This window comes from Actinoplanes sp. NPDC051475 (assembly GCF_040689425.1).
Classification (GTDB): Bacteria; Actinomycetota; Actinomycetes; order Mycobacteriales; family Micromonosporaceae; genus Actinoplanes.
Genome location: NZ_JBFAZZ010000012.1, coordinates 1 through 12,906 on the forward strand (window position 1 = coordinate 1; position 12,906 = coordinate 12,906).

Annotated in this window: 10 protein-coding genes; 2 read left to right on the forward strand and 8 right to left on the reverse strand. The window is 72.4% G+C overall.

All coding sequences use genetic code 11. The features are described 5' to 3' along the window. The coding region (locus AB0368_RS23850; RefSeq protein WP_366156161.1) for a toll/interleukin-1 receptor domain-containing protein at positions 1-194 on the reverse strand (194 nt) is incomplete at its 3' end. A gap of 121 nt (positions 195-315) precedes the next feature. Beyond that, entirely contained in the window at positions 316-1,740 is a 1,425-nt protein-coding gene (gene glnA / locus AB0368_RS23855; protein ID WP_366156162.1) for a type I glutamate--ammonia ligase, read from the reverse strand. 241 nt (positions 1,741-1,981) lie between these two features. On the opposite strand from glnA, the gene AB0368_RS23860 reads away from it, so the two are divergent. Then, positions 1,982-2,368, forward strand: coding sequence for an RDD family protein (locus tag AB0368_RS23860; protein WP_366156163.1), 387 nt, complete (start codon positions 1,982-1,984; stop codon positions 2,366-2,368). Between the two features lie 34 nt (positions 2,369-2,402). Here AB0368_RS23860 and AB0368_RS23865 read toward each other — a convergent pair whose 3' ends face one another. Genes AB0368_RS23865 through AB0368_RS23890 form a run of 6 tightly spaced genes read right to left on the reverse strand, consistent with a single transcriptional unit; the run spans position 2,403 to position 11,677 of the window. Further along, positions 2,403-3,587: a glycosyltransferase 87 family protein gene (locus tag AB0368_RS23865; protein WP_366156164.1), complete on the reverse strand. Its 1,185-nt coding sequence runs from the start codon at positions 3,585-3,587 to the stop codon at positions 2,403-2,405. Continuing rightward, on the reverse strand, positions 3,584-5,047 hold the full coding sequence (gene mptB / locus AB0368_RS23870) for a polyprenol phosphomannose-dependent alpha 1,6 mannosyltransferase MptB (protein ID WP_366156165.1): 1,464 nt from the start codon (positions 5,045-5,047) through the stop codon (positions 3,584-3,586). The genes AB0368_RS23865 and mptB (AB0368_RS23870) overlap by 4 nt, the downstream gene beginning before the upstream one ends. Continuing rightward, positions 5,044-6,450: a polyprenol phosphomannose-dependent alpha 1,6 mannosyltransferase MptB gene (gene mptB, locus AB0368_RS23875; protein WP_366156166.1), complete on the reverse strand. Its 1,407-nt coding sequence runs from the start codon at positions 6,448-6,450 to the stop codon at positions 5,044-5,046. The genes mptB (AB0368_RS23870) and mptB (AB0368_RS23875) overlap by 4 nt, the downstream gene beginning before the upstream one ends. Further along, entirely contained in the window at positions 6,447-7,865 is a 1,419-nt protein-coding gene (locus tag AB0368_RS23880) for a hypothetical protein (protein WP_366156167.1), read from the reverse strand. The genes mptB (AB0368_RS23875) and AB0368_RS23880 overlap by 4 nt, the downstream gene beginning before the upstream one ends. Further along, a complete protein-coding gene (locus tag AB0368_RS23885; protein WP_366156168.1) occupies positions 7,858-10,890 on the reverse strand; it encodes a bifunctional [glutamine synthetase] adenylyltransferase/[glutamine synthetase]-adenylyl-L-tyrosine phosphorylase in 3,033 nt (1,010 codons plus the stop codon). The genes AB0368_RS23880 and AB0368_RS23885 overlap by 8 nt, the downstream gene beginning before the upstream one ends. A 1-nt stretch (position 10,891) precedes the next feature. Further along, positions 10,892-11,677 carry a type 1 glutamine amidotransferase gene (locus AB0368_RS23890; protein WP_366156169.1) on the reverse strand — a complete coding sequence of 262 codons (786 nt, stop codon included), beginning with the start codon at positions 11,675-11,677 and terminating at the stop codon, positions 10,892-10,894. 65 nt (positions 11,678-11,742) lie between these two features. Between AB0368_RS23890 and AB0368_RS23895 the strand changes: the two genes are divergently transcribed. Continuing rightward, on the forward strand, positions 11,743-12,903 hold the full coding sequence (locus tag AB0368_RS23895) for a low temperature requirement protein A (protein WP_366156170.1): 1,161 nt from the start codon (positions 11,743-11,745) through the stop codon (positions 12,901-12,903). Positions 12,904-12,906: the final 3 nt, after the last annotated feature.

The following is a 12,906-nucleotide window of genomic DNA, read 5'->3' on the forward strand; positions in this document are numbered from 1 at the left end:
TCCAACTCCACCGTGTAACCCGCGTCGAGCAAGGTCCACGCCACCCACTCCGCCCACGCCCGATCCCGGCCCGCGTGACTGACGAACACATCGACCCGGCCGTCCGGATCCGGCGCACTCGCCGGACAGGCAGAAGCAGGCGTTCGAGCCGTCACAGATCCACTGTGCCCTAGTCGACGCCCACCGGCCACCACCGGACGAGTGACCGGAACAGGAAAACGGCGGCCACGTCGGCTGGGAGCCGAGCATGACCGCCGCCCTCTACGTCGTACCCGAGATCAGACCAGCGAGCGTTTCCGCCGCCACGAGCTCACATCAGACGTTGTAGTACATCTCGAACTCGTGCGGGGTCGGGCGCAGCCGGACCGGGTCGATCTCGTTCGCGCGCTTCCAGTCGATCCAGGTCGAGATCAGGTCGTCGGTGAAGACGCCGCCCGCCGTCAGGAACTCGTGGTCGGCCTCGAGGCTGTTCAGGACCGCGTCCAGCGAGCCCGGGACCTGCTTGACGTTGCCCCACTCCTCCGGCGGGAGGTCGTAGAGGTCCTTGTCGATCGGGGCCGGCGGCTCGATCTTGTTCTTGATGCCGTCCAGGCCGGCCATCATCTGGGCCGAGAAGGACAGGTACGGGTTCGACGACGGGTCCGGCACGCGGAACTCGACGCGCTTGGCCTTCGGGTTGCTGCCCGTCACCGGGATGCGGGTGCAGGCGGAGCGGTTGCGCTGCGAGTAGACCAGGTTGACCGGGGCCTCGTAGCCGGGCACCAGGCGCCGGTACGAGTTGACGGTCGGGTTGGTGAACGCGAGCAGCGACGGCGCGTGGTGCAGCAGGCCGCCGATGTACCAGCGGGCCGTGTCGGACAGGCCGGCGTAGCCGGTCTCGTCGTAGAACAGCGGCTCGCCGTTCATCCAGAGGCTCTGGTGGGTGTGCATGCCGGAACCGTTGTCGCCGAACAGCGGCTTCGGCATGAAGGTCGCGGTCTTGCCGTGCTCCCAGGCGGTGTTCTTGATGATGTACTTGAACATCTGCATCTGGTCGCCGGCGTGCAGCAGCGTCGAGAACTTGTAGTTGATCTCGGCCTGGCCCGCGGTGCCGACCTCGTGGTGCGAACGCTCCACGGTGAAGCCGACGTCGATCAGGCGGCGGACCATGGCGTCGCGCAGGTCGGAGTAGTGGTCGACCGGGGCCACCGGGAAGTAGCCGCCCTTGTACGCGGTCTTGTAGCCGCGGTTGCCGCCCTCCTCCTCCTTGCCGGAGTTCCAGGCGCCCTCGATCGAGTCGATGTAGTAGAACGACTCGTTCGCGGAGGTGGAGTGGCGGATCGAGTCGAAGATGTAGAACTCGGCCTCGGCACCGAAGTACGCCGTGTCGGCGATGCCGCTGGAGGCCAGGTAGGTCTCGGCCTTCTTCGCCACGTTCCGCGGGTCACGCGAGTAGGCCTCGCGGGTGAACGGGTCGTGGATGAAGAAGTTCAGGGCCAGGGTCTTCTGGATCCGGAACGGGTCGATGAAGGCCGTCGTCACGTCCGGCAGCAGCATCATGTCGGATTCGTGGATGGCCTGGAACCCGCGGATCGACGATCCGTCGAAGGCGAGGCCGTCGGTGACAACACTGTCGTCGAACGATTCCACCGGCATGTTGAAGTGCTGCATCACGCCGGGAAGGTCACAGAACCGTACGTCGACGAACTTGACGTCCTCGTCTTTGAGGTATCGCAGGAGTTCCTCGGGATTGGCGAACACACGTCCTCCTGGCACAGGTTTTCGAACCGGGGCGGCGTGAGCCGCCACGTGGCAAGGCTGGTCGCGACGCTATGGGGCGGGAGTTGCCCGGGCGTATCCCTATTGTTTCCGCCGTGTTACGGCACCTGAATCCGGCCGCGACCAACCGGACCCTATCGCCGGTGACACGCCGCCGGGAGCAGATCGGCCCACGGGTACGCCCCCAGCATGACCCCGCATACCGGCGATTACGCTGATCAACGTGGCGACCCGCGCGAACGAGTCCGTGACCGAGCCCGCCGACTTCGGCCGGCGCTTCGCGGCGCTGATCATCGACTGGGCGCTGTGCCTGCTGGTGTCGAGCCTCTACGCCGATCCGCGCGTGGTGGCTTGGCCGCCTGTGGTCGTACTCATCGTCATCAACGCTCTATTCATCGGCCCGTTCGGACAGACCCCCGGGATGGCCCTGGCCCGGCTGCGCTGCGTCTCGTTCACCGACGGCGGGGCGATCGGCATCCCGAAGGGTCTGCTCCGCGGCCTCCTGCTGGCGCTGCTGATCCCGGCGCTCGTCATGGACGCCGACCGCCGGGGCCTGCACGACCGCGCCGCCGGCTCGATCGTGGTCAAACAACCGAGGCGCCGGCGCTGAGTGCGGGTCCAGTGAGGAGGCCCACCGGCAGCACTCAGGTGGACGCCGGGGAGACCTCGGGCGTCCGCGGTCTGCCGATTCCCTGCTCATCGGGCTGATCCGTCGCAACCGCATCGGCCGTGGCGGGCATCCACACGAGCAGCGCGACGCCGAGCAGCACGTAGAGGTTGGCCCCGATGACCGCGAGCGGCGGCTTGGGCCCGTTCTCGTACAGGAAAGTCACGCGGGTGCACACGAGGGCGTAGCCGGCCACGCCGACCCGGAAGACCCACGGGTCGGTACGGGCCACCTCGACGCACCGGACCAGCGCCGGCAGCAGCCACACCCAGTGGTGCACCCAGGTGACCGGGCTGATGAGGCACCCGAGGATGCCGGTCAGCGCCAGGCCGCCGAGGGGGTCGGCACGGCGTACCCGCCAGGCCCAGAGCCCGACGGCGAGCAGGACGCACACGACCCAGAGCTTGGACTCGACCGCGTCGACCGGCAGCCGGGCGAGCATGCCGCGAAGCGACTGGTTGGAGACGTATTCCAGGTTCCCGACCCGGTTGGTGTCCCAGAGCGCCGCGGTCCAGAATTCGCGGGAGGCGTCCGGCCACAGGGCCCCGGCTGACAGGGTGGCCGCGGCGGCGGTCGCGGTGGCCGTGGCCGCGGCCCGCCACCGGCGGGTGACCAGCAGATAGAGGATGAAGACGGCGGGAGTCAGCTTGATCGCGGCGGCGAGCCCGATACCCACGCCTGCCCAGCGCCGGCCCCGCGCTACCCCGATCAGCACGTCACCCGCGACGAGGGCGAGCAGCAGCAGGTTCACCTGGCCGAAGCCGAACGTCTCCCGGACCGGCTCGAAGAACAGGGCGAGACAGACGGCGACGGCCAGGGCGTACCACGGCGTCCAGCCCCGGCGGCGGATCAGCGGAGCGACGAACCACCACATGACCACCACCGTCGTGACGACGGTGGCGACGGACGCGACCGCGGCGACCAGCCACAGCGGCAGCCACGCCATGGGCGCCATCAACAGCCCCGCGAACGGCGGATAGGTGAAGCCGTACGGCGTGCCTCCCTTGACGTAGTCGTAGACCAGGCCGCCGTCCCGGAACCAGTAGCGGACCGCGCCGGCGTAGACGCCACAGTCGAAGTAGAAGTGGTGTATCGCCGTCCAGACGAGCGATGCCGCGGTGGCGGTCGCCGCTACGGCAAGGATCACGGTCCGGCGGGTCACGCGACCACCCTACGGTCCCGCCGCCGGCGTACGGCGACCACCACGATCACGACCAGGGCGAGCGTGACGACGAACGCGCCGGGCAGGCGGGTGTAGAGCGCCCAGTTGTAGCCGGCGGGTGTGGTGAGCGTCGCCGCGAAGGCGCAGAGCCCTAGCAGACACCGATTCTCCGGGCGGGTCGCGGCGAGGACGGCCAGTGGCCAGGTGGCGTACCAGGGATGGAAGACCGGGGCGCACAGGACCGTCGCCGCGAGCGCGAGGCCCGCGCCACCGAGGGCGTCGCCGCGGCGGAAGGCCCGCCACCAGAGCAGCACCAGGATGACGGCGAGGAGGAGCACACCGACCAAGCGGGTCACCGGTACGGCGTCCAGCCCGGTGGCGAACTCGACGGTCAGTCCGACGGCCGTGGAGGGTGATCCCCAGGTCACGCTGTCGCCGCTGCGCAGCAGTCCGGCGACCCAGCCGGCGCCGCGGCCCGACACGACCGCCAGCAGGACCGTCGTCAGCAGGAGGCCGCCCCCGATCGAGGCCGTCGGCGGCCACAGCTCGCGCAGGTTCCGGCGGCCCGGCGCAGGCGGAAGCGCGACTGAAAGCGCGGGAGGAAGCGGTGCAAGCGCGGCCAGGACCGCGAACGGCACCACCACGACCGCCGTGGCTTTGACCCCGACCGCCAAGCCCAGGAGCGCGCCGGCCGCAACCAGGGCCGCCTGGCGCGGAACCGCGCCGGCCGCGACGAGCCCGGCCGGCGCGGGGCGGGCGGCGGCGAGCGCGAGCCCGGCGACGATCAGGGCGATCATGAGCGCGTCGTTGTGGGCACCCGAGACCAGGTGCACGAGCACGAGCGGGCAGGCGAGCACCGTCCAGGTCGTGCGGGCCGGGTCGGCGCCGCAGCGGCGGGCGAGGGACGGTAGGCACGCGGCGAGGAGCGCCACGCCCGCCACGGCGACGATCCGCAACCCGGCCACCACCCCGGCGAGCGAGTCCCCGGCGAACGCGACCACGCGCGCGGCGAGGACCAGGAACAGCGGTCCGTACGGCGCCGGCGAGTCCACCCATGACGACGCCACCGAGCTCAGCCACGGGCAGCCGGCCTCGCCCACCCCGCCCGCGTACGGGTCACCGCCTGCCTGCTGGACGTACCCCTGGCACGCGTACGAATAGACGTCCGCGCTGCCCAGCGGCAGGAAGGGGAGCACGGGCAGGAACCACAGCCCGGCCGTGACCAGGACCCAGCGGGTCGACGGCACGACGTGCCGGCCGGTCCACCAGGCGGCGATGAGCAGGGCCGTGCCGAGCACCCAGAGGATCGGCAGCAGCGCCCCGCGCTGGCCGCTGAGCAGCGTGAGTGGATTGACGCTGGGCACCCGCTCGAAACCCGCCCCGCCCAGGTACGCCGTACCGGCCGTGGCGATGCTGCCGACGAACCCGCCCCACCGCACGAGCCGGGGCGTGATCGTCATGAGGGCACTCCGACCGGGGCGGGACGGCGCAACCACCGCACGGAACGCCACGCGATCCAGCCGGCCAGGCCGGTCACCAGGAACGCGAACGGCACCTGCAGCGGTTTCCACGCGCCGTCGCCGTCGGGCAGGATCAGGAACATCGAGGCGATGATCGTCACCTCGAGCCGGCGCATCCGTACCGTCGTCACGGCGAAGAGGGCCAGCGTCCAGAACAGGTACCAGGGCTGGGTGATCGGCGCGAAGAAGATGACTGCGAGGCAGGCGAGCCCGGCGCCGTGCAGCGGGTCGCCACGCCGGAAGTGCCACCAGATCGCGACGAGCGTGACCAGCAGCAGGATCAGAGCGACCGCGCGGACGGCCGGGACGACGTCGAGCGTGACGCCGAACCACTTCGCGACGGCGTTCGCCGCGATCCCGACGGCGGTGGGCGGCGACGTCCAGCTGCGCGACTCCCCCGCGCCGGAGAGCGCGACCGCCCACCCGAAACCGAGCCCGGAGACCACCGACAGCGCCACGAGGGCCGCGGCCGCGCCGCCGACGACCGCACCGCCGCGACGCAGGAAGCGCAGCAGGCCCTCGCGGGTCAGGTCGAGCCCGCCGGCGGCGAGCAGGGCGGCGAACGGCAGCACCACGCCGACCGTGGTCTTGACCGCGATCGCGGCGCCGACCAGCGCGCCGCCGGCGATCAGCAGCCGGGTGGGACGCCGGCCGGCGATGAGCGCCAGACCCGCCAGGAGCAGCGCGATGGTCAGCGCGTCGTTGTGGCCGCCCCCGACGAAGTGCACCGGGACCAGGGGGCAGCAGAGCACGAGCCACAGGGCCCGCTCCACCGGTACGCCCGTGCGGCGAGCCAGCGCGGGGACCACCACGGCCAGCGCCGCCACCGCGAGGACCGCGTACAGGCGGAAGATCCCGAGGGCGACGGCCTGCGAGCCGAAGGAGGCGGCCAGGCCGGTGAGGAGGATCCAGAGCGGCCCGTACGGCGTGGGCGTGTCCCGCCACACCACCGACACGGAGTCGATCCACGGGCACGGTTGCGCCGCGACGCCCACCTCCGACGGGTTGAAGCCGGCGTCGAAGAGGGCGCCCTGGCACGCGTACGCGTACATGTCCCGGCTGGCCAGCGGCGGCACGACCAGCAGCGGGACGATCCACAGCGCGGCCGTCGCGACGATCCAGCGGCTCGTGACGGTGAGGCGGCGCCCGTACCACCAAGCGGCGCACAAGGCGGTGAGCCCGGCGATCCAGAGCAGCATGATCAGGACGCCGTTCGGGCCGCGCAGGATGCTCAGGACCGAGACGTCGCGCCGGATCCACGTCGGCGCCCCGAACAGGACGGCGTCGGCCGCCACGCACACCGCGCCGAAGAAACCCAGCCACCGCACCTTCGCCGGAGTCATGGGTTCGCCCGCAGGATCGTCACTCCCTCGACCACCGTGCCGAGGTGGTAGTGGGCGGCCAGGTCCGCGGCGATCCCGCCGCTCGGGTCCACGGCTTCCGGCGGGGTGTCGAGGACCACCAGGGCGGGTCGCTGCGGCGACGTGAGCATGGCGCGCAGCCGCGGCAGCGCGTCCGGAATCTTGTCGATCGGCTTTCCCCACAGGTACGGATACGGCGACTCCCGGTGGGCCGCGAAGTACAGGTACGCCTCCGACTCCAAGACGTAGATGCGCTCGTCCGGCGTGGTGGAAGCCCTGATCACGGCCGCGATCCGGTCGTCTCGGGCGGCCAGCGCATCGTACGGGATGGTGTCCGCCCGGCGCCCCGGCGACATCGGCACCAGCGTGGCGAGCCACACCAGCGTGGGCAGCACGACGACCGCCCCGAGGGCCCGCCGCCGCCACGGCGACCGCACTCCCACCACCGCAGCCGCCGCGAGCAGCACCAGAGCGGGCAGCGGCTGGACGAAGTAGTGCGGCCAGTACGAGCCGCCGAGGTTGATGCCCACGAATCCGGCGGCCAGCCAGGCGCCGAGCAGCCACCGGCCGCCCCGGTCGAACCGGCGCCATCCCAGCACCGCCACGATGAGGATCAGCGTCAGGTCGAGCGCCACGTCGCCGGCGTGACGGCCGAGGTCGCTCCAGCGCGTCGACGCGTTGGAGCCGTCGCCGCCCATGGCCGACAGCTGATAGCCGACGAGCGCCGTCCAGTAGAAGTTCCAGCCGACCGCGATGCCGTGCAGCACGGACGCGATCAGCGGCACCGCCGCCGCCGACAGGAAGGCCACGGCCGCCCGCCCGCTGCGGACCAGGATCACGATGACCAGCCCGACGACGATGCCGTCGATGCCGGACTGCTTCATGGTCAGCGCGAGGCCGGCGCAGGCACCGGCCGCCGCGAGGACCCACAGCGGCCGGTCCCGCCGCCACCACCAGACGGCAAGCGCGATGGACACCGTCGACGGGATGCTCGCGAGCAGTTCGCCGTTGAGGGTCATGCCCTCCAGGTGCGGGGCCAGCCCGGCGACCGCGTAGAGCCAGGCCGCGGCGATCCCCACCGCCCGGTTCACCAGCATCCACCCGATCGCCGCCAGCGCGGCCGTGATGATCGCTCCCCCGGCGACCATGCCGGCCCGGATCGCCCACGCGGAGTCGTCGATCGCCAGCAGCGCGCGGTAGGTCAGCAGCAGGCCTTGCGGCCGGTCGAGCCAGGCCGTGTCGTAGAGGCGGTCACCCCGGGCCCACTGCCGGGCCACGTACGCGTAACCGCCCTCGTCCGTCGACAGGCCGGTGAAGACGAAGGGCAGGCGTACCAGGATCGCGACCACCACGGCGGCCAGGACCGGCCGGACGCCGCCGAGGTGCCGGTCAAGCATCGAGGACGCGCTCCATCGCCGCCCGCGACCGCCGGGTGATCCGCAGATAGCGGTCGACGAACTCCCCCGGATCGCCGCCACCCAGCAGCTGAACCACCCCGGCGAGCTCGACCCCGTGCCGCGGCAGCTGATCGGTCGGCCGCCCCCGAACCAACGTCAACGCGTTGCGGACCTGGGCGGCGAGGGTCCACCCCGCGGTCATCGCCGCAGCGTCGACCCGGTCGACCAGCTTGGCCTTCAGCTCGGCGGTGAGCGCCTCGAGCGTGCGGGTCTTGCGCAGCACGGGCAGCGCGTACGCGTGCCGCAGTTGCAGCAGCTGCACCGCCCACTCGACGTCGGCGAGCCCCCCGCGCCCGAGTTTGGCGTGGGTGTTGGGGTCCGCGCCGCGCGGCAGCCGCTCGACCTCGACCCGCGCCTTGATCCGCCGGATCTCGATGACCTGCTCGCGGGTCAGCCCGCCGTCCGGGTATCGCATGCCGTCGGCGAGCTGCTCGAAGCGGCGGCCGAGATCCTCGTCGCCGCAGACGAAACGGGCGCGCAGCAGTGCCTGCGCCTCCCAGACCCGCGACCAGCGGGCGTAGTACTGCGCGTACGCGTTCAGGCTGCGGACCAGCGGACCCTGGCGGCCCTCGGGTCGCAGGTCGGCGTCCACGCCCAGCGGCGGGTCCGGTGCGGGGGCGCCCAGGGTCCGGCGCAGCTCCTCGGCGATCGCGTGGGCCGCCGCGCTGGCCTGCCCCTCGGGGGCGCCCTCGGGCGGCTCGTAGACGAACAGCACGTCGGCGTCGGACGGGTAGCTCATCTCGTACCCGCCGAGCCGGCCCATGCCGATCACCGCGAACCGCAACCCCTCGGGTCCGGGGTGGACGCGCCGGGCCGCGTGCAATGCGGCGCCCAGCGTGGCGTCGGTGACGGCGGACAGGGCGATCCCGATCGCGTCGACGTCCAGCGGTTGGGCCGGCGCGAGCTCGCCGGCGCCGCTCAGGATGTCGGCGCAGGCCAATCGGAACAGCTCCCGCCGGCGCAGGGCCCGGACCGCGGCGATGGCCGGGGCCGGGTCGGTGTCGCCGTCGCGCAGGTGCCGCTCGACGGCGGCGATGAAACCGTCGCGCAGCACCTCCGGCGGCCGGGGCTGGAGCTCGGCGTCGTTGGCGAGCAGGCGCAGCGCCTCGGGGTCGCGAATGAGCAGGTCGGTCGCGTACCGGGAGAGGCTGAGCACCCGGGCGAGCCGGCGCGCGACCGGGCCGCCGTCGCGGAGCAGGCGCAGATACCAGGGGGTGCTGCCGAGCTTGTCGGAGACGTGCCGGTAGTTGAGCAGGCCGCGGTCGGGCTCGGGCGCGTCCGCGAACTCCTGGAGCAGCATCGGCAGCAGGGTGCGCTGGATCGCCGCGGTCCGGCTGACGCCACCGGTCAGCGCCTGCAGGTGCCGCAGGGCGCCGGCCGGGTCGGCGAAGCCGAGGATCTCCAGGCGGCGGCCCGCCGACTCCGGGGTCATCCGCAGCGCCTCGGCGGGCACCCGCGCCACCGCTTCGAGCAGCGGTTGGTAGAGCAGCTTGACGTGCAGGCGGCGCACCTGCGCGGCGTGGCTCACCCAGTCGGAGCGGAACGCCTCGACGGCGTCGCGGCCGGCCAGCGCCTTGTAGCCCAGGGCCGCGGCGAGCCAGCGCAGGGCCTGGGGGTCGTCCGGGACCGTGTGCGTACGCCGCAGGTTCTGCAACTGCAACCGATGTTCGACGGTACGCAGAAAGCGGTAGCCGCGAAGCAGCGTCTCGCCGTCCTCACGGCCCACGTAACCGCCGGCGACCAGCGCACGAAGGGCGGGCAGGGTGGCGCCGTCGCGCAGGGTCTCGTCGATGCGCCCGTGCACCAGCTGCAGCAGCTGTACGGCGAACTCGATGTCCCGCAGGCCGCCCGGGCCACGCTTGATCTCCCGGTCCACCTCCTTGGGCGGCACGTTGTCGATGATCTTCCGGCGCATGTCGCGGACGTCGGCCACCGCCTCGGGGCGCTCGGCGGCGTGCCACACCAGCGGCGCGAGGTCGTCGATCCACTCCTGCGCTATGCCGAGATCTCCGGCGGCCGGCCGGGCCTTGAGCAGCGCCTGGAATTCCCAGGTACGCGCCCAGCGGCGGTAGTAGGCCTGGTGGCTGGCGAGCGTGCGGACCAGCGGGCCGCGGTTGCCCTCGGGCCGCAGCGCGGCGTCCACCGGCCACGCGACCATCCCGCAGATCTCGATCAGCTTGGCCGCCACGGTGGTGCCCGCGGACAGGTCCTCGTCGCCGGCGGCCACGAAGATGACATCCACATCGGACACGTAGTTGAGCTCGCCGCCGCCGCATTTGCCCATCGCGACGACCGCCAGCCGCGGCTCGGCGGTGCCCGGCAGACCGGCCACGGCGATCGCGTACGCGGCTGCCAGCGTCTCGTCGGCCAGCCGGGACAGCGCGGCCATCGTCGGTTCCAGGCCGCGGCCGCCGGTCAGGTCCGCGGCGACGATCCGCAACAGCGCGATCCGGTACGCCGTGCGCAGCGCCGGAACGGTCGGCGGCCCCTCCCCCGTCGAGTCGCCGAAGTCCAGGTGCCCCTCCGCGTTCGGCGGCAGGCCGGTCTTGCCCGTGGCCAGCACCCGCCACTGGTCGTGGTTGGCGACGAGGTGGTCGCCGAGCGCGCTGGAGGCGCCCAGCACGGCGACCAGGCGGCGGCGCAGGCCGGCGTCGGTGTCCAGCGCCGACAGGATGGCGTCGGCGTCGGGACTGGCGGGGATCTCCTCCCCCGGGCCGGTGACCGGGCCGCCGTTACCGCGCAGCGCCGCCCGCGACACCGCGTCGACGAGCCGGTGAAGCTGGCGCAGGGCGAGGTTCGGATCGGCCGCCGCGGACAGCGTCTGCAGCAGCTCCGCGGCGGCGCGGTCGGTGGGCTCCTGCGCCTCGGCGTTCCACAGCCGCAGCCCGTGCGGGCCGAGCAGGTCGGCCGCGCGCGCACCGTTGTCGGCGAAGCCGTACCGGGCGAGCCGGCTGGGCCTGGTCATCTCACTGACCCAGCAGCGGCAGCGTACGCGGAGAGCCCGGAACCGGTATGTCGGCGCCGGCCAGCTCGCCCTTGGCCAGCGCGGCGAACCGGGCCGCGAACGGCTGCCAGACCTCCTCGACGTCGGCGAGCACGCCCGCGGTGGCCGCCACGACCGCCTCGGCGTTGTAGCCGAGCTCCGCGAGGACCGCGTGGTCGGAACGGGCCCACCCGGCGATCATGTCGGCGTCGCACTCGATGTGGAACTGGAGGCCCCACGCCCGGTCGCCGAGGCGGAACGCCTGGTGCGGATACCGGGTGGAGGCGGCGAGCAGGACGGCGGCGATCGGCAGCTCGGTGATCTCGTCGGCGTGCCACTGCACCACGTCGGGCAGCAGCGGCACCCACTTGAACAGCGGGTCGGTGTCGGCCGCGTCACGGCGCCCGACCAGGCCGGGGCCGATCTCGGGACCGGAGGTGCTGCGTTCCACCAGGCCGCCGTGCGCCTGGGCGAGCAGCTGGGCGCCGAGGCAGACACCGAGCGTCGGCACACGGTGGCGTACGGCCTTGCGCAGCAGTCCCTCGAGGGCGGGAAACCACGGGGCCCCCGGGCGGCCGGCCGCATCGGCGTACGCGCTCTGATCCCCGCCGAGAACGACCAGGGCGAGGAACCCGTCGAGCGACTCGGGCAGCGGATCGCCCGCGTGCGGCCGCACGATTGTCAGCTCGAGGCCCGCCTCGGCGAACCATTCACCGAGCCGGCGCAGATCGTCGGACGGGTCGTTCTCGATCACCAGTGCTGTGCCCACCCGTCGAGGCTATCGGGTGGGCACGGGTCCCCGCCCTGGTGCCCGGCCGCTTAGGCTGCGGAGTCATGGCTGAACCCGCCGCACCCGAGTCCGAGTCCGGCATCCGCGTCTCGACGCTGGAGCTGTTCTTCGACCTCGTCTTCGTCTTCACCATCACGCAGCTCACCGCGACTCTCGCCGAGCACATCACCGTCGGGACGCTCGTCGACGTGCTGCTCATGCTCTTCGTCATCTGGTGGATGTACTCGGGCTACGCCTGGCTCACCAACGCTGTCGCGCCGAACAGCACGACCCGGCGGACGCTCCTGCTGGCCGGCATGGCCGGCTTCCTGGTGATGGCGCTGGCGATCCCCGAGGCCTTCGGCGAGTACGGCTGGCTGTTCGGCGTCAGCTACCTCGTGGTCAACCTCGTGCACTCGGCACTGTTCCTGCAGGCCGGCCCGGCGGCGGTCACGGCGATGAAGCGGCTCGCCCCGCTGAACATCCTGGCTGCCCTGCTGGTGCTCGCGGGCGGTCTCCTGCCCGAGCCGTGGCGGCACGTCTGCTGGGTCGCCGCGCCGCTGGTGCAGATCGCCGCCGGCCACCTGCACCGCATCGAGATGCATTCGATCCAGGCCGGGCACTTCGTCGAGCGGCACGCGCTGGTCGTCATCGTCGCGATCGGCGAGTCGATCGTGGCGATCGGGCTCGGGTTCAGCGGCGTCCACCTGGGACTCGGCGAGATCCTCGTGGCCGTGCTCGGGCTCTGCGTCGCCTACTACCTGTGGTGGATCTACTTCGCCGGCGACGACGAGCGCTCGGAGCACGTGCTGGCCGGCGTCCAGGACCCGGGCCGGCGGGCCCGCCTCGCGCTGGACGCCTGGGGGTACGCGCACTTCGTGATGCTGGCGGGCATCGTGGTCCTGGCCGTCGGCATCAAGAAGACGGTCGGGCACGCGTTCGAGCCGCTGCACTGGGGCGAGGCGATCGCCCTGAGCGGCGGGGTGGCCCTCTACCAGGCCGGTCACGCGCTCTTCCTGCGCATGCTGGGCATCGGCGGATGGCCGCACCGGGTGGTGGCGGCCCTCGTCGTGCTGGCCGCCGTACCCCTCGGTCATGTCGTGGCAGTGGCCCAGCTCGCGCTGATCCCCGTCGTCATGGCGGCCGCGGCGATCGCCGAGGACCTGCCCGGAGCGCGCCGGGCCGGCAACACGGAGATCAGCAGCTTCGGGCGTACCCGGGACTGAGCC

Bases quoted from the DNA above. Each gene is read 5' to 3' on its own strand.
- mptB (WP_366156165.1), bottom strand. From the start codon at position 5,047: ATGACGATCACGCCCCGGCTCGTGCGGTGGGGCGGGTTCGTCGGCAGC.
- AB0368_RS23895 (WP_366156170.1), top strand. From the start codon at position 11,743: ATGGCTGAACCCGCCGCACCCGAGTCCGAGTCCGGCATCCGCGTCTCG.
- AB0368_RS23885 (WP_366156168.1), bottom strand. From the start codon at position 10,890: ATGACCAGGCCCAGCCGGCTCGCCCGGTACGGCTTCGCCGACAACGGT.
- AB0368_RS23880 (WP_366156167.1), bottom strand. From the start codon at position 7,865: ATGCTTGACCGGCACCTCGGCGGCGTCCGGCCGGTCCTGGCCGCCGTG.
- mptB (WP_366156166.1), bottom strand. From the start codon at position 6,450: ATGACTCCGGCGAAGGTGCGGTGGCTGGGTTTCTTCGGCGCGGTGTGC.